At 60.8% G+C, this 21221-nt stretch carries 14 protein-coding genes and 1 pseudogene; 11 read left to right on the plus strand and 4 right to left on the minus strand.

Annotated elements, in window-relative coordinates:
• The first annotated feature begins 2 nt into the window (after positions 1–2).
• The 5 genes from hscA to sseB all read left to right on the plus strand — a co-directional run bounded on the left by hscA (position 3) and on the right by sseB (position 4586).
• On the plus strand, positions 3–1853 hold the full coding sequence (gene hscA, locus RTP97_RS08050) for a Fe-S protein assembly chaperone HscA (protein WP_312412467.1): 1851 nt from the start codon (positions 3–5) through the stop codon (positions 1851–1853).
• A gap of 1 nt (position 1854) precedes the next feature.
• Entirely contained in the window at positions 1855–2190 is a 336-nt protein-coding gene (gene fdx / locus RTP97_RS08055; protein ID WP_034459208.1) for an ISC system 2Fe-2S type ferredoxin, read from the plus strand.
• Between the two features lies 1 nt (position 2191).
• Positions 2192–2392 carry a Fe-S cluster assembly protein IscX gene (gene iscX / locus RTP97_RS08060; RefSeq protein ID WP_312412470.1) on the plus strand — a complete coding sequence of 67 codons (201 nt, stop codon included), beginning with the start codon at positions 2192–2194 and terminating at the stop codon, positions 2390–2392.
• A 65-nt stretch (positions 2393–2457) separates the two neighbouring features.
• A complete protein-coding gene (pepB, locus tag RTP97_RS08065) occupies positions 2458–3747 on the plus strand; it encodes an aminopeptidase PepB (RefSeq protein WP_312412473.1) in 1290 nt (429 codons plus the stop codon).
• Between the two features lie 56 nt (positions 3748–3803).
• Positions 3804–4586 (plus strand): enhanced serine sensitivity protein SseB, encoded by a 783-nt coding sequence (gene sseB / locus RTP97_RS08070; protein WP_312412475.1) that lies wholly within the window; start codon positions 3804–3806, stop codon positions 4584–4586.
• Positions 4587–4607: 21 nt separating this feature from the next.
• Here the strand turns inward: sseB and RTP97_RS08075 are convergent, their stop codons facing one another.
• From RTP97_RS08075 to RTP97_RS08090, 4 genes are all read right to left on the minus strand, one after another.
• The gene (locus RTP97_RS08075; protein WP_312412477.1) at positions 4608–5378 is read right to left on the minus strand and encodes a MurR/RpiR family transcriptional regulator; all 771 of its coding nucleotides are present in this window, start codon (positions 5376–5378) and stop codon (positions 4608–4610) included.
• Positions 5379–5380: 2 nt separating this feature from the next.
• Positions 5381–6223: a 3-mercaptopyruvate sulfurtransferase gene (gene sseA / locus RTP97_RS08080; protein WP_312412480.1), complete on the minus strand. Its 843-nt coding sequence runs from the start codon at positions 6221–6223 to the stop codon at positions 5381–5383.
• Positions 6224–6324: 101 nt separating this feature from the next.
• Positions 6325–7686, minus strand: coding sequence for a 6-phospho-alpha-glucosidase (locus RTP97_RS08085; RefSeq protein ID WP_312412482.1), 1362 nt, complete (start codon positions 7684–7686; stop codon positions 6325–6327).
• Between the two features lie 11 nt (positions 7687–7697).
• Positions 7698–9242 (minus strand): PTS transporter subunit EIIC, encoded by a 1545-nt coding sequence (locus tag RTP97_RS08090; protein WP_312412484.1) that lies wholly within the window; start codon positions 9240–9242, stop codon positions 7698–7700.
• A 270-nt stretch (positions 9243–9512) separates the two neighbouring features.
• On the opposite strand from RTP97_RS08090, the gene RTP97_RS08095 reads away from it, so the two are divergent.
• The 6 genes and pseudogenes from RTP97_RS08095 to ispG all read left to right on the plus strand — a co-directional run bounded on the left by RTP97_RS08095 (position 9513) and on the right by ispG (position 21116).
• Entirely contained in the window at positions 9513–14462 is a 4950-nt protein-coding gene (locus tag RTP97_RS08095) for an alpha-2-macroglobulin (RefSeq protein ID WP_312412485.1), read from the plus strand.
• A 1-nt stretch (position 14463) separates the two neighbouring features.
• A pseudogene (gene pbpC, locus RTP97_RS08100) lies at positions 14464–16768 on the plus strand (peptidoglycan glycosyltransferase PbpC).
• A 148-nt stretch (positions 16769–16916) separates the two neighbouring features.
• Entirely contained in the window at positions 16917–17348 is a 432-nt protein-coding gene (gene ndk / locus RTP97_RS08105) for a nucleoside-diphosphate kinase (RefSeq protein ID WP_312212698.1), read from the plus strand.
• A gap of 147 nt (positions 17349–17495) precedes the next feature.
• A complete protein-coding gene (locus RTP97_RS08110; protein WP_312412487.1) occupies positions 17496–18662 on the plus strand; it encodes a bifunctional tRNA (adenosine(37)-C2)-methyltransferase TrmG/ribosomal RNA large subunit methyltransferase RlmN in 1167 nt (388 codons plus the stop codon).
• Positions 18663–18956: 294 nt separating this feature from the next.
• Complete coding sequence (gene rodZ / locus RTP97_RS08115; RefSeq protein ID WP_312412489.1) at positions 18957–19970, plus strand: cytoskeleton protein RodZ; 1014 nt, start codon at positions 18957–18959, stop codon at positions 19968–19970.
• Between the two features lie 27 nt (positions 19971–19997).
• Entirely contained in the window at positions 19998–21116 is a 1119-nt protein-coding gene (ispG, locus tag RTP97_RS08120) for a flavodoxin-dependent (E)-4-hydroxy-3-methylbut-2-enyl-diphosphate synthase (protein WP_312229603.1), read from the plus strand.
• The last annotated feature ends 105 nt before the right edge of the window (positions 21117–21221 follow it).

The raw sequence follows: 21221 nt of genomic DNA on the forward strand, positions 1-21221 counted from the left end.
ACATGGCCTTATTACAAATTAGTGAGCCGGGCATGAGTGCCGCGCCGCACCAGCGTCGTCTGGCGGCGGGCATTGATCTGGGTACAACACACTCCCTGGTGGCTACCGTGCGTAGCGGCCAGGCAGAAACGCTGCCGGACAGCGAAGGACGTCACCTGCTGCCGTCCGTGGTGCACTATCAGCAGCACGGCCACCGGGTGGGCTTTGAGGCGCGCAGCAATGCGGTTAACGATCCGGCTAACACCATCAGCTCGGTTAAACGCATGATGGGCCGCTCGCTGGCCGACATCCAGGCGCGCTACCCGCATCTGCCGTATCAGCTGCAGGCGAGCGAAAACGGCCTGCCGATGATCGCCACGGAAGCGGGCCTGCTGAACCCGGTGCGCATCTCTGCCGATATCCTCAAGGCACTGGCCGCTCGCGCCACTGAAGCGCTGGCGGGCGAACTGGACGGCGTAGTAATCACCGTCCCGGCCTACTTTGACGATGCCCAGCGTCAGGGCACCAAAGACGCTGCACGACTGGCGGGCCTGCACGTGCTGCGCCTGCTCAACGAGCCGACGGCGGCGGCGATCGCCTACGGTCTCGACTCCGGCAAAGAGGGCGTGATTGCCGTCTACGACCTTGGCGGCGGCACCTTTGATATCTCTATCCTGCGCCTAAGCCGTGGGGTATTTGAAGTATTAGCTACCGGCGGCGACTCCGCGCTGGGCGGCGACGACTTCGATCACCTGCTGGCGGATCGTATTCGCGAGCTGGCTGGCATTACCGACCGTGAAGATCCACGTCTGCAGCGTCAGCTGCTGGACGCGGCCATCGCGGCAAAAATTGCCCTCAGCGACGCCGAAAGCGTCGACGTTGACGTAGCTGGCTGGCAGGGCAGCATCATCCGCGCCGAGTTCAACGAGCTGATTGCTACCCTGGTCAAACGCACGTTGCTCTCCTGTCGCCGGGCGTTGAAAGACGCAGGTGTAGAAGCTGACGAAGTGCTGGAAGTGGTGATGGTGGGTGGCTCTACCCGCGTGCCGCTGGTTCGCGATCGCGTTGGCGAGTTCTTTGGCCGCCAGCCGCTGACTACCATCGATCCGGATAAGGTCGTTGCCATCGGTGCGGCTATTCAGGCCGATATTCTGGTCGGCAACAAGCCGGACAGCGAAATGCTGCTGCTGGACGTTATCCCGCTGTCGCTGGGTCTGGAGACCATGGGCGGGCTGGTTGAGAAAGTGATCCCGCGTAACACCACCATACCGGTGGCGCGCGCCCAGGAGTTCACCACCTTTAAAGACGGCCAGACCGCCATGTCCATCCATGTGATGCAGGGCGAGCGCGAACTGGTTGCCGACTGCCGCTCGCTGGGTCGCTTTACCCTGCGCGGCATCCCGGCGCTGCCTGCTGGCGGGGCGCACATTCGCGTCACCTTCCAGGTGGACGCCGACGGCCTGCTGAGCGTCACTGCGATGGAGAAATCCACCGGCGTGGCCGCTTCAATTCAGGTCAAGCCCTCCTACGGGCTGACCGACGGCGAAATCGCCACCATGATCCAGGATTCCATGAGCTTTGCTGGCGAGGACGTGAAAGCGCGAATGCTGGCGGAGCAGAAAGTGGAGGCCGCGCGCGTGCTGGAAAGTCTGCAAAGCGCGCTCGGCAGCGATGCCGCGCTGTTAAGCGACGCTGAACGTCAGGTTATTGACGAGGCCGCTGCACGTGTGCGTGTAGCCGCCGAGGGCGATGACGCTGACGCCATTGAGCAAGCCATTAAAAATATAGACAAACAAACCCAGGAGTTTGCCGCACGCCGCATGGACCAGTCGGTTCGTAAAGCGCTGAAGGGCCACTCCGTGGACGAGGTTTAATATGCCAAAGATTGTATTTTTGCCCCATCAGGATCTCTGTCCGGATGGCGCTGTTCTGGAAGCGAATGTCGGCGAGACCATTCTTGACGTTGCCCTGCGTAACGGCATTGAGATTGAACACGCCTGCGAAAAATCCTGCGCCTGCACCACCTGCCACTGCGTCGTGCGTGAAGGCTTTGACTCGCTGGCGGAGAGCACCGAAGACGAAGACGACATGCTGGATAAAGCCTGGGGTCTGGAGCCGGAGAGCCGTCTGAGCTGTCAGGCTCGCGTCACCGACGAAGATCTGGTCGTCGAGATGCCGCGTTATACTATTAACCACGCGCGGGAGCATTGATATGGGCCTGAAGTGGAGTGACAGCCGTGAAATCGGCGAGGCGCTGTATGACACCTATCCGGATCTCGATCCGAAAACCGTGCGCTTTACCGATATGCACCAGTGGATTTGTGAGCTGGAAGACTTTGATGACGAACCAAACGCATCCAATGAAAAAATTCTGGAAGCGATTCTGTTAGTCTGGTTAGACGAAGCGTCATAATGCACAGCGGGCTGCCTTCGGGTAGCCCGTTTTCACATCGCAGGCTTGATCATAAGGACAGAATAATGACAACTGAAGCCATGAAAATCACCCTGACGACTCAGCCCGCCGATGCGCGCTGGGGCGAGAAAGCCGCTTACAGCATCAATAGCGACGGCGTTGCGCTGCACCTTACCGGTGCGGACGAGCTGGGCCTGATCCAGCGCGCGGCGCGTAAGATCGACGGCATGGGCATCAAGCACGTTCAGCTGGCAGGCGAGGGCTGGGACGTCGATCGCTGCTGGGCATTCTGGCAGGGCTATAAAGGGCCAAAAGGCAGCCGTAAAATTGAGTGGCCGACCCTGGATGAAGCCCAGCAGAAAGAGCTGGAGAGCCGCCGCAACGTTATCGACTGGGTGCGCGACACCATTAACGCCTCCCCTGAGGAGCTGGGACCGGAGCAGCTGGCCCAGCGCGCAGTCGATCTACTGAGCGGCGTGGCGGGGGAAAACGTCTCCTACCGCATCACCAAAGGTGAAGATCTGCGCGAGCAGAACTACATGGGGATCTACACCGTTGGCCGTGGCTCCGAGCGTACTCCGGTTCTTCTGGCGCTGGACTACAACCCCACCGGCGATAAAAACGCCCCGGTCTATGCCTGCCTGGTCGGCAAAGGCGTCACCTTTGACTCCGGCGGCTACAGCATCAAGCAGACCGCCTTTATGGACTCCATGAAGTCCGATATGGGCGGCGCAGCGCTGGTCACCGGCGCGCTGGCGTTTGCCATCACCCGCGGCCTGAACAAGCGCGTGAAGCTCTACCTCTGCTGCGCGGACAACCTCATCAGCGGCAACGCCTTCAAGCTTGGCGACATCATTCGCTACCGTAACGGCAAAACCGTTGAGGTCATGAACACCGATGCCGAAGGCCGCCTGGTGCTGGCCGATGGCCTGATCGACGCGGTGAAGCAGTCTCCGACGCTTATCATCGACGCGGCAACGCTGACCGGCGCGGCGAAAACCGCCCTGGGTAACGACTACCATGCGCTGCTGAGCTTTGACGACAAGCTGGCAAACCGCCTGCTGGCCAGCGCCAGCGTGGAGAACGAGCCGTTCTGGCGTCTGCCGCTGGCAGAATTCCACCGCAGCCAGCTGCCGTCTAATTTTGCCGAGCTGAACAACACCGCCAGCGCCGCCTTCCCGGCGGGAGCCAGCACCGCCGCTGGTTTCCTCTCCCACTTTGTGGAGAACTACCGTGAAGGCTGGCTGCATATCGACTGCTCCGCCACCTACCGCAAAGCGGCGGTGGATCAGTGGGCTGCTGGTGCAACTGGTCTTGGCGTGCGTACCATCGCCCATTTATTAACGGCGGAATAAATAACGTAGGCCGGGTAAGCGTAGCGCCACCCGGCAATTTACGAAGTTGTGAGTCTATGTCTGAATCGAAAAACGAATTAGAGACCCTGCTTGAGCAGGCGGCGACCGAACCTGGTCACCGTCCTGCGTTCTTCCGCGCGCTGATGGCCGCTACCGTCTGGGTTCCCGGCACGGCGGCCGAGGGCCAGACGGTGGTTGAGGATAGCGCGCTGGATATCCAGCACTGGGAGAAAGACGACGGCACCTCGGTGATCCCGTTCTTCACCTCCCTTGAAGCGTTGCAGCAGGTGGTTGAGGATGAGCAGGCGTTCGTGGTGATGCCGGTGCGCACCCTGTTTGAGATGACCCTCGGCGAGACGCTGTTCCTCAATGCGAAGCTGCCGACGGGCAAAGAGTTTACGCCGCGTGAGATCGCCCACCTGGTAGGTAAAGAGGAGGGCAGCCCCCTCAGCCAGCAGGAGATATTAGAGGGCGGCAGCACGCTGCTGCTTTCTGAGGTGGCCGAGCCGCCTGCGCAGATGATCGACTCCCTGACGACGCTATTTAAGACCATGAAAACGGTCAAGCGGGCGTTTCTCTGCTCTATCAAAGAGGAGGCTGACGCTCAGTCTAACCTGCTGATCGGCATTGAAGTCGAGGCCGACAGCGATATCGACGCCATTATCCAGTCGACCGGCAGCGTTGCCACCGACACGTTACCCGGTGATGAGCCTGTCGACATCTGCCTGGTTGCCGAAGGCGAGAAGGGGATCAGCCACTTTATGCTGGCGCACATCACGCCCTTCTACGAGCGGCGCTGGGGCAGCTTCCTGCGCGACTTTAAGCAGCGCATCATCTAGTCCCTCTGACGGGGTGAGCGTTCACCCCGTTGCCTCCAGCAGCAGCAGATCCATCAGCAGCACCAGGTTCGACTCGAACGAGGTCACCCCTGCGGCTTCGGCGGCAAAATGCACCGCCTCGTCATACAGTCCGAAATGGAGATCCGCCATTCCCGCCAGGGTATTCGCCGAGGCACGGGTAAAAGCTACGATGGTCATGCCGACGTTTTTGGCGATCCGCGCTTTATCCAGCACCTGTTCCGTCTCACCGCTGCGGGAGACGGCAATAAACACCTCATAGCGAGCGGCGTTGCTGAGGAAAATATTACGGCTGTCCCCCGGCCCGGAGATAAATGCCGTCTTGCCCAGCACCTGTAACTTCTTGGTGAGATACTCTGCAAAGAGATAGGAGAAGCCCGCCCCGTAGAGAAAAAAGCTCTCTTTCTCACGCAGCAGGGTGGCGAAGTAGCGGCGCTTCTCCTCTGTCGCCCAGCGAAAGGTCTGCTGATAGTTAGCGATAAACTGGTTAAACCGCAGCGAGAGATCGGCGGTTTCACCCGCTGGCACCGCGATATGCGGCGTATCGGCAAGCAGCTGTTTACAGTGCCAGATCAGCTCGCTGTAGCCGCTGAAGCCCAGCTTCTGGCACAGGCGCATGATGGTGGCGGTAGAGACAAAGGTCTCCTGCGCCAGCTCGCGCACCGTAATGTTGCCCACCAGCAGCGGGTGGGCGGTCAAATGAGCCAGCACTCGGTACTCTGCGCGGGTCAGCGACTCGCCGCGCGACAGCAGCGGCGCAAGGCGGTTGTCCATGCTCAGGAGGGTTCAACGGGCAGATCGTCCCGCGCGCCCCATTCACTCCATGAGCCGTCGTACAGCGTAACGCCCTCAACGCCCAGCGTCTCCAGCGCCAGCGCCACCACAGCAGCGGTCACTCCGGAGCCACAGCTCACCACGATCGGCTTATTGAGATCGACACCCTGACGGGCAAAAACAGCGCTCAGCTCGTCGGTGGTCTTCAGCTCACCCTCAAACACCAGATCGCCCCACGGCACGTTCAGCGCCCCGGGAATATGCCCACGTCTCAGCCCCGGACGCGGCTCATCCGCTTCGGCGTTGAAGCGCGGGGCGGGGCGAGCATCCACCAGCTGGGCAGTTTTCTCATGGCTAATCAGCAGCACGTCGGTGAGACGCTTCACGCGATCGGCATCAAAGTGAGCGTCAAATTCAGCTTCGGGCAGCGTTACATCCCCCTGCTGGAGCGGCAGCTCATCGCGCTGCCAGCCAGCCAGGCCGCCCGCCAGAATCGATACCTGCTCCACGCCAAAGGCTTTGAGCATCCACCACGCACGGGGGGCAGAGAAAAGGTCCCCTTCGTCGTAGATAACCAAATGCTTATCGCTGCCGACCCCCAGCTCGCGCATGGCCACGGCGAAGGCTTCCGGGCGCGGCATCATGTGGGGCAAGGGAGAGGTATGGTCGGAGAGAGCCTCGATATCAAAAAAGACCGCGCCCGGAAGATGCCCGGCGCGGTACTCGCCGCGCATATCACGGTGCTCTTGCCCTGGGGGAGCCATGCGCGCATCAATAATCTGTACGTCCGGGGAGTCGCCGTGCTCAATCAGCCAGTCGGCAGCAACGAAGAATGAGGTAGTCATAGCAGGTGGGCCTCCTTTAATGTATTGACTAAAGGATTGTCGGTGTTTTTTCTCACACCGACAAGTTTACCCTCTCAACGCCGCGAGCAGGCTTCAGAAATTTAAACGGATTCTCCGTCCTGCCAGGCTTTTTGCAGCTGCGGCCAGTAGTCGCGGTTAGCCTCGATCATATCGTCGAGGATCGCCTTCGCATGCTGCATCGTCGGCACGGTGCGGTTCAGCGTGAAGGCCTGGAGGGCTTTCTCATAGCTGCCCTCGATGGTTGCCTCCACCAGCAGCTGTTCAGAGGCCAGCTGCTGCATCAGCAGGGTCTGGTGAAACAGCGGCACGGCCCCCATGCGCACCGGCTCCGGTCCGTTGGCGGTAATGTAGGCCGGCACCTCCACCATGGCATCATAGGGCAGGTTAGCGATGGCGCCTTTGTTCTCGACAATCACCAGATGGCGCTGGCGCAGGTCGAAGGCCAGCGAGCAGGCAACGTCGACGATAAATGCCCCATGAACCCCAACATGGAAGGCATCCGGCAGGATCCCGGTGCGCTGGTACTCTTCGGCGGCGGCGAATAGCTTCTTCTCGCGGCCGTTCATCACCTCGTTAGCGCGGGTCAGGTGCGGATCCTGATGCTCCACAATCTGGTTCGGCATCAGGTAGTACTGCAGATAGGGGTTCGGCAGATACTCCGGGAAGTGATCCATAATCGGCTTGATGTTACGCCAGGTCTTCACCCAGGAGGGATCGGCGTGTTGCGGATCGGTCTTAGAGGCGTCCTCCGTCAGCAGGCCAAACTGCGCCACGTGACGGCGCACCTCGGGCAGGCGATCCTCGCCGTCCACCAGGATGCGGGTAAACCAGCCGAAGTGGTTCAGGCCAAAGTAGTCCACTTGAAGTTTATGGCGATCGACCCCCAGAATGGCTCCGATGTTACGCATTGCCGCCACCGGCATATCGCAGATATTAAGCACCCGGGCGTTAGGACGCAGACGGCGTACCCCCTCGGCCACGATCGCCGCCGGGTTAGAGTAGTTCACAATCCATGCTTTTTTATCCGCGTACTGCTCCACCAGATCGATAAGCTCAACCATCGGCAGAATAGTTCGCAGGCCATAGGCCAGGCCGCCCGGCCCGCAGGTCTCCTGACCCACCACGCCGTGACGCAGGGGGATCTTCTCATCCTGCTCGCGCATTTTGTACTGGCCGACGCGCATCTGGGCGAAGATAAAGTGCGCCCCGCTGAAGGCGGTCTCGGCGTCGCTGGTGACGGTAAATTTAATCGTGTCGCTATGGTCGCGGATCACCTTCTCCACCACCGGGGCGAGGGTGCGCTGGCGTGCCTCGTCGATATCATAGAGGCGGATCTCCGCCAGCGGGAAATCCTCCAGCCGCACCATCAGGCTTTTGACGATGCCCGGCGTATAGGTACTGCCGCCGCCGGCGATGGACAGGATAAATGGGGGGGTAAGCATGTGTGCCTCCTTCAAAGAAACGCCTCAACGGCCTCTCGCATTTTTTTGACGTGCAGCCCGTAGACCACCTGAACGTTATTGCCTTGTTTGATCACCCCCTTCGCGCCGGTGGCTTTCAGGCGTGGCTCGTCGATAATCGCCACGTCTTTCACCGTTACGCGCAGGCGGGTATAGCAGTTATCTACCACCTCAACGTTGTCGCGCCCGCCCAGCCCGGCAACGATCGCCTCGCCCAGGCCGTCGTTGGTCCCTTTCGCCTGATACTCCTGCTTGCTGTAGAGGCGGGTCTCCTGGTCTTCATCCTCCCGGCCCGGCGTCTTCATGTTGAAGCGCAGGATCAGGAAGCGGAAGATGACAAAGTAGAGGGTGAACATAATCAGGCCGACCACGATATACATCGGCCAGTTGGATTTTTCGGTGCCGAGCGGCAGGTTATAGACGATGAAATCAATAATGCCGTTCGCACCGATGGCGTGGACCCCAAGCAGGTAGAAGAGCATCATGCCGATACCGGTCAGCACCGCGTGAACCACGAACAGCAGCGGGGCGACAAAGAGGAATGAGAACTCAATCGGCTCGGTGACGCCCACCAGCAGAGAGGTCAGCGCCGCCGGGATCAGAATTGCCTTGGCCGCTGCTTTGCGCTCGGGTTTGGCGGTCATGTACATCGCCAGCGCGGCGGCGGGCAGGCCAAACATCTTGCTAATGCCGCGCGCGTCCCACACCACGGTGCTGCTCAGCTGGTGCACGGAGGGGCAGGCCATCTCGGCAAAGTAGATATTGCGCGCGCCCTGGTAGGTCTGGCCGCAGACGTCCGCCGTGCCCCCCAGTTCGGTATAGAGGAACGGGGTGTAGACCAGGTGATGCAGGCCGGTGGGGACCAGGATGCGCTCCAGAAAACCGTACACCGCCACGCCAAACGGTCCCGCGCCCTTAATCGCCAGCGCCGCCGCGCTGATGCCCTGCTGGGCAAAGGGCCACAGCTCGCTCATAATCACGCCGAGCAGCATCGAGACCGGCAGCATGATGATTGCCACGAAGCAGTGGCCGGAGTAGACCGCCATCGCGCCGGAGAACTGCACTCCGGAGTATTTGTTATAGAGGTAGCCTGAGAGCGCACCGGTGAGGATACCGGCAAAGACGCCCATCTCCAGCACCTGGACCCCCAGCACCATGCTCTGTCCGGCAGCTTTCATCTGATCCGCCGCCGCCAGCTCGCCCTGTAGGCTCAGGGTAACGTTCATGGCGTTGATAAAGACCACAAAAGTGACGAGACCGATTAGCGCCGCGTAGCCCTTGTCACGGGCGGCCAGACCCACAGGAATACCCACGGCGAAAACCAGCGCCAGGTTCACCAGCACCGACACCGCCGATTTGGCCATCAGCTGGCCGAGGCTCTGGATAAAGGGGTAGCCGAGGAAGGGCAGGTACTCCGCCAGGTTACCGTTGCCCAACAGATTACCAAAGGCAATGAACAGGCCGACGATGGGTAAAATCAGCACCGGACCGTAGAGGGACTTACCAAAATTTTGTAGGGCATTAACGGCTCTTTTCATCGTCTTCTCTCATTATGAACCGCGCACGGAGGTGCGATAACAGAGTAACGTTAGCAGCGCTAAGCGGTTTCATGCCAGCTATCTTCTTGTTTTAAAAACAAATGACGGCTAACGTAACATGTAACGTTATGGGGTGTGATCGATGTAACAGTCGGGCCTGCCAGCAGGCAAAGATTGCGAGCCGCTTTCCAGAGTTTGCATTCTCTTTTTGCTTGTACAAAAACTGGCGCATAATAGGGCTGACTCTCGAACAACGGCAGGGATAAAGGAATGAAACCGTTACGTTTTACTGCGCTTGCGATGGCGCTGGTAGCCGCCTCTTTTTTAGCGGGTTGTGATAACAGCGGCGCGCCCCAGGCGGCGGTCACCAAAGCCACGGAAGCTGACCCGCAGCCGGTCGCTAAAGTCGATAGCGCCCAGCGGGAGAAGCTCGCCGCCCAGAGCGCAGGCAAATCCCTGACCCTGCAGGATGCCTCAGAGGTCCAGCTGGATGGCGCGGCTACGCTGGTGCTTGCCTTTAATATTCCTCTCGATCCCGATCAGGACTTCTCCCGGACGGTACACCTTGTCGATAAGAAGAGCGGCAAGCTGGACGGAGCCTGGGAGCTGGCGCCGAACCTGAAAGAGCTGCGCTTTCGTCACCTGGAGCCGAACCGGGAGCTGATTGTCTCCGTTGATAGCGGGCTGTTGGCACTCAACAAGGCCACCTTCGGCAGCAGCTTTGAAAAAACCATCACCACCCGCGACGTGGAGCCGAGCGTCGGCTTTGCCAGTCGAGGATCGTTGCTGCCGGGCAAGGTAGTAGAGGGGCTGCCAGTGATGGCGCTCAACGTCAATAACGTCGACGTTAACTTCTACCGCGTGAAGCCCGAGTCGCTGACGGCCTTTGTCAGCCAGTGGGAGTACCGCAACTCGCTGACGAACTGGGAGTCCGATACGCTGCTGAAGATGGCGGATCTGGTCTATACCGGGCGTTTCGATCTTAACCCGGCGCGCAATACCCGCGAAAAGCTGCTCCTGCCGCTGGCCGAGATTAAACCGCTTCAGCAGGCGGGGGTCTATATCGCCGTCATGAACCAGGCCGGGCACTACAGCTACAGCAACGCCGCCACGCTGTTTACCCTGAGCAATATCGGCCTGTCGGTGCATCGCTACCACAATCAGCTGGATGTCTTTACCCAGGGCCTGGAGAACGGCGCGGCGGGTGAGGGCGTTGAGGTCACCCTGCTCAATGAGAAGGGGCAGACCCTGGCCCAGGCCACCAGCGATGCTAAAGGCCACGCGGTGCTGGACACCGACAAAGAGGCGGCTCTGCTGCTGGCGCGCAAGGATGGCGAAACCACGCTGCTTGATTTAACCCTGCCAGCGCTGGATCTGGCCGAGTTTGCCATCGCAGGAGAGCCGGGCTACAGCAAGCAGCTGTTCATGTTTGGCCCGCGCGATCTCTATCGCCCCGGCGAAACGGTGATCCTCAACGCCCTGCTGCGCGATCGGGACGGCAAACCGCTCCCCGCTCAGCCGGTGAAGCTGGAGGTGGTGAAGCCGGACGGCCAGGTAGTGCGCACGGTGGTCAGCCAGCCGCAGGAGGATGGCCTCTACCAGTTTACTTACTCACTGGACGCCGCTGCGCCAACCGGCATGTGGCATGTTCGCGCCAATACCGGCGATAATCAGACGCCACAGTGGCGCTTCCAGGTGGAAGACTTTATGCCTGAGCGCATGGCGCTCAACCTCACCGCACAAAAAGCGCCGCTGGCGATGGCCGACAGCGTCAGCTTCGACGTCACGGGTCGCTACCTCTACGGCGCGCCCGCCAATGGCAACACGTTACAGGGGCAGCTGTTTCTGCGTCCGCTGCGTGAGGCCGTTGCCGCGCTGCCGGGCTTTCAGTTCGGCAATATCGCTGAGGAGAATCTCTCCCGCAGCCTCGATGAGGTCCAGGTTACCCTGGACGACAAAGGGCACGGGGAAGTGACCACCGAAAGCCAGTGGCAGGAGGCGCATTCGCCGTTGCAGCTGATCCTCCAGGCCAGCCTGCTGGAGTCCGGCGGCCGTCCGGTGACCCGTCGCGCCGAGCAGGCTATCTGGCCTGCCGCCGCGCTGCCTGGCATCCGTCCGCAGTTTGCCGCTAAATCGGTCTACGACTACCGCACCGATACCACCGTTGACCGTCCCACCGTGGATGAGAACAGCCAGGCCGGGTTTGACATTGTTTACGTTGATGCCAACGGCGTGAAAAAGGCGGTGAACGATTTGCAGGTGCGGCTGATCCGCGAGCGTCGCGACTACTACTGGAACTGGTCCGAGAGCGACGGCTGGCAGTCCCAGTTCGATCAAAAGGATCTGGTCGAGGGCGAGCAGTCTCTCAACCTGGCGGCGGATGAGACCGGCAAGGTTAGCTTCCCGGTGGAGTGGGGCGCCTACCGTCTTGAGGTGAAAGCGCCGGATGAGACCGTCAGCAGCGTGCGCTTCTGGGCGGGCTACAGCTGGCAGGATAACAACGAAGGGGGCAGCGCGGCACGTCCTGACCGCGTCACCCTCAAGCTCGACAAGCCTGCCTACCAGCCGGGCGATACCATCCAGCTGCATATCGCCGCTCCTGCCGCCGGTAAAGGCTATGCGATGGTAGAGTCCAGCGATGGTCCCCTGTGGTGGCAGGAGATCAACGTCCCGGCCGAGGGGCTGGATCTGGCTATCCCGGTGGATAAAGCCTGGCAGCGCCACGATCTCTACCTCAGCACGCTGGTGGTGCGTCCTGGCGATAAGTCCCGCGCCGCGACGCCGAAGCGCGCGGTTGGCCTGCTGCACCTGCCGCTTGGCGATGAAGGCCGCCGTCTGGCGGTCACCCTCGACGGTCCACAGAAGATGCGCCCTGACCAGACGCTGACCGTCAAGGTCAAGGCCAGCGTTAACGCGGGCGAGATGCCGAAAAAAGTGAACGTGCTGCTCTCGGCGGTAGACAGCGGCGTGCTCAATATTACCGACTACGTGACGCCGGATCCGTGGAAGTCCTTCTTTGGTCAGAAGCGTTACGGGGCAGATATCTATGATATCTACGGCCAGGTAATTGAGGGCCAGGGCCGGGCGGCCACGCTGCGCTTTGGCGGCGACGGCGACGAGCTGAACCGGGGCGGTAAGCCGCCGGTTAACCACGTCAATATCATCGCCCAGCAGGCGCAGCCGGTGACGCTGGATGAGCATGGCGAAGGCACGGTGACCCTGCCGATCGGTGATTTCAACGGCGAGCTGCGAGTGATGGCCCAGGCCTGGAGCGAGGATGAGTTTGGCAGCGCTGAAAGCAAAGTTGTGGTCGCCGCACCGCTGATTGCCGAGCTGAATACGCCGCGCTTCCTTGCCAGCGGAGACAGCACCCGGCTGGCGCTGGATATCACTAACCTGACCGACAGCCCGCAGACGCTAAACGTCGCGCTCACCGCCAGCGGTCTGGTGGAGCTGCAAAGCCAGCAGCCCGCTCCGGTAAGCCTCGCCCCTCAGGCACGGACCACCATTTTCATACCGATCGCTGCCAAAGAGGGTTTTGGTGATGGCGAAATCAGCGCTCAGATTAGCGGCCTGACCCTGCCCAACGAAACCTTTGCTCCGCAGCACAAGCAGTGGAAGATCGGCGTGCGCCCCGCCTGGCCTGCACAGACGGTCAGCACCGGAACAATGCTGACCCCAGGCCAGAGCTGGACCGCGCCTGCCGATCTGGTAGCAGAGTTTGCCCCTGCCACGCTGCAGGGACAGCTGTTGCTGAGCGGGAAGCCGCCGCTGAACCTGGCGCGCTATATCCGCGAGCTGAAGGCCTATCCTTATGGCTGCCTGGAGCAGACCGCCAGCGGGCTCTTCCCATCGCTCTATACCAACGCCGCGCAGCTTAAGGCGCTGGGCATTGCCGGTGACAGCGATGAGAAGCGCCGCGCCGCGGTAGAGACGGGCATCTCTCGCCTCCTGCAGATGCAGCGCGATGACGGTGGGTTTGCGCTCTGGGATAAGGGCGGGCCGGAAGAGTACTGGCTCACCGCCTATGTTACCGACTTCCTGGTACGCGCCGGGCAGCAGGGCTATAGCGTGCCCGCCGAGGCGCTAACCCAGGCCAACAACCGTCTCCTGCGCTACCTGCAGGACCCGGGCATGATGGCGATCCGCTACAGCGACGACGGCCAGGCAAGTAAGTTTGCCGTGCAGGCCTACGCCGGGCTGGTGCTGGCCCAGCAGCAGAAGGCACCGCTGGGGGCGCTGCGTGAGATCTGGCAGCGCCATAGCCAGGCGGCGGCAGGGCTACCTCTGGTGCAGCTGGGTATTGCCCTGAAGCTAATGGGCGACGGTGAGCGAGGCGATCAGGCCCTGGCGCTGGGGTTAAAAACGCCGCGTCAGGACGATACCCGCTGGCTGGCAGACTACGGCAGCGCTCTCCGTGATAACGCCCTGATGCTCTCCCTGTTACAGGAGAACAACCTGCTGCCAAATGAGCAAAGCCGTCTGCTGCACACGCTCTCCGCACAGGCGTTCGGCCAGCGCTGGCTCTCTACCCAGGAGAGCAACGCGCTCTTCCTGGCGGGCAGAACGCTGGCGGCAAGTCCTGGCAGCTGGCAGGCACAGACCTCGCTTGCTGGAGAGGCGCTAAGCGGCGATCGCGCCCGGACGCTGCCGCTGGCGGCGGATACGCTCGCGGCACTGCAGGTAACCAATAGCGGCAGCGCGCCGCTCTGGCTGCGTCTCGATACCAGCGGCTACGCGCAGTACGCGCCAGCCCCGTCATCAAACGTATTGCAGATCGAACGGCAGATCCTCGGCACTGACGGTAAGAGCAAATCACTTTCAGAGCTGAAAAGCGGCGAGCTGGTGCTGGTCTGGCTGGAGATGAAGGCCAGCCAGAACGTACCGGATGCGCTGGTGGTCGATCTGCTGCCCGCCGGGCTGGAGCTGGAGAACCAGAACCTGGCCAGCAGTAGCGCCAGCCTGCAGGAGAGCGCCAGCGAGGTGCAGAACCTGCTTAACCAGATGCAACAGGCGGATATCCAGCATATGGAGTTCCGCGACGATCGCTTTGTGGCGGCGGTAGCGATAAACGAGGGCCAGCCGGTCACGCTGGTCTATCTGGCCCGCGCCGTCACGCCGGGCAGCTATCAGGTACCGATGCCGCAGGTCGAGTCGATGTACGTACCCCAGTGGCGGGCAACGGGCGCGGCAAGCGGCCCGCTGATTGTCCGGCCATAACGTGAAACGTGGTCGTACAGGGTGCTCTCGCTGGCTGTTGCTGCCGGGGGCGCTGGCTGCTCTGCTTATCATATTGCTGCTTGCGGATCGGATCTGGCCGCTGCCCCTCGCCGAGGTTAATCCGGCGCGGGTGGTGGTGGCCGAAGACGGCACGCCGCTGTGGCGCTTTGCCGACGCTGACGGCATCTGGCGCTATCCGGTGACCATTGAAGAGGTGTCCCCGCGCTATCTGCAGGCGCTGATCCAGTATGAAGATCGCTGGTTCTGGACGCATCCTGGGGTCAACCCGCTGGCGATTGCCCGCGCCGCCTGGCAGGATCTGCGCTCGGCCAGGGTGGTTTCCGGGGGCAGCACCCTGACCATGCAGGTTGCCCGGCTGCTCGATCCCCATCCGCGCACCTTCGGTGGCAAGATACGCCAGCTGTGGCACGCGCTCCAGCTGGAGTGGCATCTCTCCAAGCGCGAAATTTTGACCCTCTATCTCAATCGCGCCCCCTTCGGCGGCACCCTGCAGGGCGTGGGTGCGGCCAGCTGGGCCTACCTTGGTAAATCCCCGGCGCAGCTGAGCTATGCCGAGGCCGCTTTGCTGGCGGTGCTGCCCCAGGCTCCGAGCCGCCTGCGTCCGGATCGCTGGCCCGAGCGGGCGCAGGCGGCGCGGGATAAGGTGCTGGAGCGCATGGCATCACAGCAGGTCTGGTCGGCGCAGCAGGTGCATGAGTCCCGCGAGGAGCCGGTCTGGCTCGCGCCCCGGCAGATGCCCCAGCTTGCGCCGTTGTTCGCCCGGCGGGTAGCGGGCAAAGATAAACAGAGCAAAATTGTCACAACTCTCGACGCCACGCTGCAACGGCAGCTGGAGGCGCTGGCGCTCAACGTCAAGCCGCAGCTGCCGCTGCGCAGCTCACTGGCGATGATCGTTGTCGATCACACCACCATGAAGGTGCGCGGCTGGGTTGGTTCTGTGGATATTAACGACGACAGCCGCTTCAGCCATGTGGATATGGTCACCGCCGTGCGATCCCCTGGTCTATGGGCTGGCGATGGACGAGGGGCTGATCCATCCGGCGTCGCTTTTGCAGGACGTTCCCCGGCTGGCGGAAGATTACCGCCCCGGTAACTTTGATAGCGGCTTTCACGGTCCGGTCAGCATGAGCGAAGCCCTGGTCCGCTCGCTCAATCTGCCCGCGGTGCAGGTGCTGGAGGCGTATGGCCCGAAACGCTTCGCTGCCCGCCTGCGCAACGCCGGGCTGCCGCTGACCCTGCCCGCCGGGGCCGAGCCGAACCTGTCGCTGATCCTCGGCGGGGCAGGGGCGACGCTGGCCGACATCACCGCCGCCTACAGCGCCTTTGCCCGCCACGGCAAGGCCGGGTTTTTACGCCTCCAGCCGGACGATCCGCTGGTGGAGCGACCGCTACTGTCGCCGGGGGCGGCATGGATTATTCGCCGTATTCTCGCCTCTCAGGCGCAGCCGCTTCCCGATGCGGATCTTGGTCAGGTTGTCCCTCTTGCGTGGAAAACCGGCACCAGCTACGGCTACCGGGATGCATGGGCGGTGGGCATCAACGCCCGCTACGTGATTGGCATCTGGACCGGGCGGCCTGACGGTACCCCGGTCGCCGGACAGTTTGGCTTCGCCAGCGCCGTGCCGATGCTGAACCAGGTCAACAATATGCTACAGGCCCACTCGGCGCTGGAGGTGGCCCGCCAGCCGCGCGATCCGCGTCCTGAGTCGGTCAGCCGGGGCGTCATCTGCTGGCCCGGTGGTCAAAGCCTGCCCGCCGGGGATAGCAACTGCCGCCGCCGTCTCGCCACCTGGCTGCTGGACAAGAGCGAGCCGCCGACGCTTTTACTGCCCCAGCAGGAGGGCATCCGCGGGATCCGCTTCCCGGTCTGGCTCAATGCCCAGGGCCAGCGCGTGGCGGCGGACTGCGCGGAGGCACAGGAGCAGACCCTGGTGGTGTGGCCCCTGCCGCTGGAGCCGTGGCTCCCCGCCAGCGAGCGCCGCACCGCACGCCTGCCTGCGCCTTCAGTTAGCTGCCCGCCGCGTCAGCAGGAGTATCCGCCTCCGCTACTGCTCACTGGCGTAAGGGACGGGGCGGTAGTGAAGCGGCTCCCCGGCGAGGCATTCGTCTCCCTGCCGTTACAGGCGTTGGGCGGGGAGGGGGAGCGCTGGTGGTTTATCAACGGCGAGCCGTTAGACAACCACGGACGAGCGTTAAGCCTGCGTCTGGAGAAGCGGGGGGAGTATCAATTGGTCGTGATGGATGGAGTGGGACAGACCGCAACGGTGCTTTTTCGGGTGCTGTAGCGCCAGTTTGCGGCTTGAGGTTGCTAAAACTCATCTTATTTTAAAAAAATGTTATCTTCATCCATAGGCAAGGGTGGCGTAGCTCTCTATAATTCGCGCCAGGTCATACGGGTGTATGCACGACAACAAATACATAACAGAGGTTATCATGGCAATTGAACGTACTTTTTCCATCATCAAGCCGAACGCGGTGGCAAAAAACGTTATTGGCAGCATCTTTGCACGCTTTGAATCCGCTGGGTTCAAAATCGTTGGCACCAAAATGCTGCATCTGACCGTTGAGCAGGCTCGCGGTTTTTACGCTGAGCACGAAGGTCGCCCATTCTTTGACGGTCTGGTTGAGTTCATGACCTCTGGCCCGATCGTAGTATCCGTGCTGGAAGGCGAAAACGCCGTACAGCGTCACCGCGATCTGCTGGGTGCGACCAACCCGGATAACGCGCTGGCCGGTACCCTGCGCGCCGACTACGCTGACAGCTTCACCGAGAACGGCACCCACGGTTCTGACTCCGTTGAGTCTGCTACCCGTGAAATCGCCTTCTTCTTCGGTGAGAACGAAGTCTGCCCGCGCACGCGTTAATTATTTCGCTAATGCCGCCGACAGACGTGGCATTGGTGCAGTAGAATTTGTACAATGCAGCGCCCCGGATGAGCAAACTGCTTTCCGGGGCGTTTCTTTTCAACCCTCCAGGGGCCATAACGTGTAACAACGAGGCCGGAAAAAATTATGTCTGAATTAGTCAATACCACCGAAGTCGTCATTCCTGCGGTTCCAAATAAAAATGGAAAAATCAACCTGCTGGATCTCAACCGTCAGCAGATGCGCGAATTTTTCAAAAACCTGGGCGAAAAGCCGTTCCGTGCCGACCAGGTGATGAAGTGGATGTACCACTACTGCAGCGACAACTTTGACGATATGACCGATATCAACAAGGCGCTGCGTAACAAGCTCAAAGAGGTCGCGGAGATCCGCGCCCCGGAAGTTGTTGAAGAGCAGCGCTCTACCGACGGCACCATTAAATGGGCGATCGCGGTGGGCGATCAGCGCGTTGAGACGGTCTATATCCCGGAAGAGGATCGCGCCACGCTGTGCGTCTCCTCCCAGGTCGGCTGTGCTCTGGAGTGTAAATTCTGCTCTACCGCCCAGCAGGGCTTTAACCGTAACCTGCGGGTATCCGAGATCATTGGCCAGGTGTGGCGTGCGGCGAAAATCGTCGGCGCGGCAAAAGTGACCGGCACGCGTCCAATCACCAACGTGGTGATGATGGGCATGGGCGAGCCGCTGCTCAACCTGAACAACGTCGTTCCGGCGATGGAGATCATGTTGGATGATTTTGGCTTTGGCCTCTCCAAGCGCCGCGTGACCCTGTCCACCTCTGGCGTTGTGCCTGCGCTGGACAAGCTGGGCGATATGATCGACGTGGCGCTGGCGATTTCGCTCCACGCGCCGACGGACGAGATCCGTGACGAAATTGTGCCGATCAACAAAAAGTACAATATCGAAACCTTCCTTGATGCCGTTCGCCGCTACATTAGCAAATCCAACGCTAACCAGGGCCGCGTCACCATTGAGTACGTTATGCTGGATCACGTCAACGACGGTACCGAGCATGCGCACCAGCTGGCGGAAGTGCTGAAGAACACCCCGTGCAAGATCAACCTGATCCCATGGAACCCGTTCCCCGGCGCGCCGTATGGCCGTAGCTCAAACAGCCGTATCGATCGCTTCTCTAAGGTGCTGATGGAGTATGGTTTTACCACTATCGTGCGTAAAACCCGCGGTGATGATATCGACGCTGCCTGCGGCCAGCTGGCGGGTGAGGTGATTGACCGTACCAAGCGCACCCTGCGCAAGCGTATGCAGGGCGAGCCAATTTCGGTTAAAGCCGTCTAATTATGCTTTCTGCACGGTCCCGAAGCGGGATCGTGCAGCATAATCGCGTGGCGTAACTTACTCAAATATACAGTTTCGATAAATAATTACGGTGCGTTTCCGTCGTGATTGAGGCAGTATGTAACGATGGAACAACAGTTTAGCCCACGAGGTAAAAGCTGTTCTGTTATCCCCGGCCTGACAGCTCTATACTGTCGGTCTAAGGTTAACTGACCCAGAAGTTTCGCGGTGCGGGTGGGCATTGTGACTTACCGGCACCTGATTTTACATTTCACGTACCAGCAGCTGTAGCGAATGAATACTGAAGCCACTCAAGACCTAAATGCAACACAAACCACTGGCGTCCGCCTGCGCAACGCCCGCGAGCAGCTTGGGCTAAGCCAACAAGCGGTCGCTGAACGCCTGTGCCTCAAGGTTTCCACCGTTCGCGATATCGAAGAAGACAAAGCGCCTGCCGAACTGGCTTCTACCTTCCTGCGGGGCTATATCCGCTCCTATGCACGCCTCGTGCACATCCCGGAAGAAGAGCTGCTGCCAATGATGGAAAAACAGGCACCGGTCAGAGCGGCAAAGGTCGCCCCGATGCACTCTTTTTCTCTTGGCAAACGCCGTAAGAAGCGCGATGGCTGGCTGTCGAGCATCACCTGGCTGATTGTCTTTGTCGTGGTTGGCCTGACCGGCGCATGGTGGTGGCAGAACCACAAAGCCCAGCAGGAGGAGATCAGCACGATGGCCGATCAATCCTCTGCTGAACTGAGCGCGAGTAACAACGAAACGCAAAGCGTCCCTCTGAATACCGATCCGGCCGAGCCTGCTGACGCGCAGACCACCGGTACCGCACCTGCCGACGTAGCGGCCCAGACGCCGCCAGCAGCAGCGACTACCGCGCCGGCACAGACTAACGCGCAAAACGCCGTGGTCTCTCCGTCCCAGGCTAACGTTGACGCCGTGGCTGCCCCTGCGGCAACCGCTGCGCCAGCGGCGAATACCGCACCGGACGCAGCGCCGCTGCCGACCGATCAGGCGGGCGTGACAAATACCGTTGATGCCAACGCGCTGGCGATGACCTTTACCGCCGACTGTTGGCTGGAAGTGATCGACGCCACCGGCAAGAAGCTGTTCAGCGGCATCCAGCGTAGCGGTGCCAGCCTGAACCTGGCCGGTCAGACCCCTTATAAGTTAAAAATTGGTGCACCGTCAGCCGTGCAGATCCAGTTCCAGGGCAAGCCCGTCGATCTGAGCCGCTTTATCAGAAGTAACCAGGTTGCGCGCCTGACCCTCAATGCCGAACAATCAGCAGCTCAGTAACTGACGGGCAACGCGGGAGAGTTTTCAATGCATAACCAGGCCCCTATTCAGCGTAGAAAATCGAAACGCATCTACGTGGGGAATGTACCTATCGGCGATGGCGCTCCTATCGCCGTTCAGTCAATGACCAATACGCGCACCACGGATGTGGAAGCGACGGTCAACCAGATCAAAGCCCTTGAGCGCGTTGGCGCGGATATCGTCCGTGTCTCCGTGCCGACCATGGACGCGGCGGAAGCCTTTAAGCTCATCAAACAGCAGGTTAGCGTTCCGCTGGTCGCGGATATCCACTTTGACTACCGTATTGCGCTGAAGGTGGCGGAGTACGGCGTCGACTGCCTACGTATCAACCCGGGCAACATCGGTAACGAAGAGCGTATTCGCACCGTTGTTGACTGCGCACGAGACAAAAACATTCCGATCCGCATCGGCGTTAACGCCGGATCGCTGGAGAAGGATCTGCAGGAGAAGTATGGTGAGCCGACGCCGCAGGCGCTGCTGGAGTCCGCCATGCGCCATGTGGATCATCTGGATCGTCTCAACTTCGACCAGTTCAAAGTGAGCGTCAAAGCGTCCGACGTCTTCCTCGCCGTTGAATCCTACCGCCTGCTGGCGAAGCAGATCGATCAGCCCCTGCACCTCGGGATCACCGAAGCCGGTGGCGCACGTGCAGGCTCGGTGAAGTCAGCCATTGGTCTCGGACTGCTGCTCTCGGAAGGGATCGGCGACACGCTGCGTATCTCACTGGCGGCAGATCCGGTTGAAGAGATCAAAGTCGGTTTCGATATCCTCAAGTCCCTGCGCATCCGCTCCCGTGGCATTAACTTTATCGCCTGCCCAACCTGCTCCCGTCAGGAGTTTGACGTTATCGGCACGGTGAATGCCCTTGAGCAGCGCCTGGAAGATATCATCACCCCGATGGACGTCTCCATCATCGGCTGCGTGGTGAATGGACCGGGCGAAGCGCTGGTCTCCACCCTCGGCGTAACCGGCGGCAACAAGAAGAGCGGCCTGTACGAAGACGGCGTGCGCAAAGACCGGCTGGACAACGGCGACATGATCGCCCAGCTGGAAGCCCGCATCCGCGCCAAGGCCTCCATGCTTGATGAAGCCCGCCGCATTGACGTTCAGCAGCTGGAAAAATAACGTAGCTGGGAAGCGGCTGGCTTCCCGTGTATGATTGAACCCGCAGGGCCCGCACGTTCGGGTTTGCCCTGAGGGTTCATTTTTATATTTATAAAGAGAATAAAC

This window comes from Pseudescherichia sp. (assembly GCF_031998825.1).
GTDB lineage: Bacteria > Pseudomonadota > Gammaproteobacteria > Enterobacterales > Enterobacteriaceae > Pseudescherichia.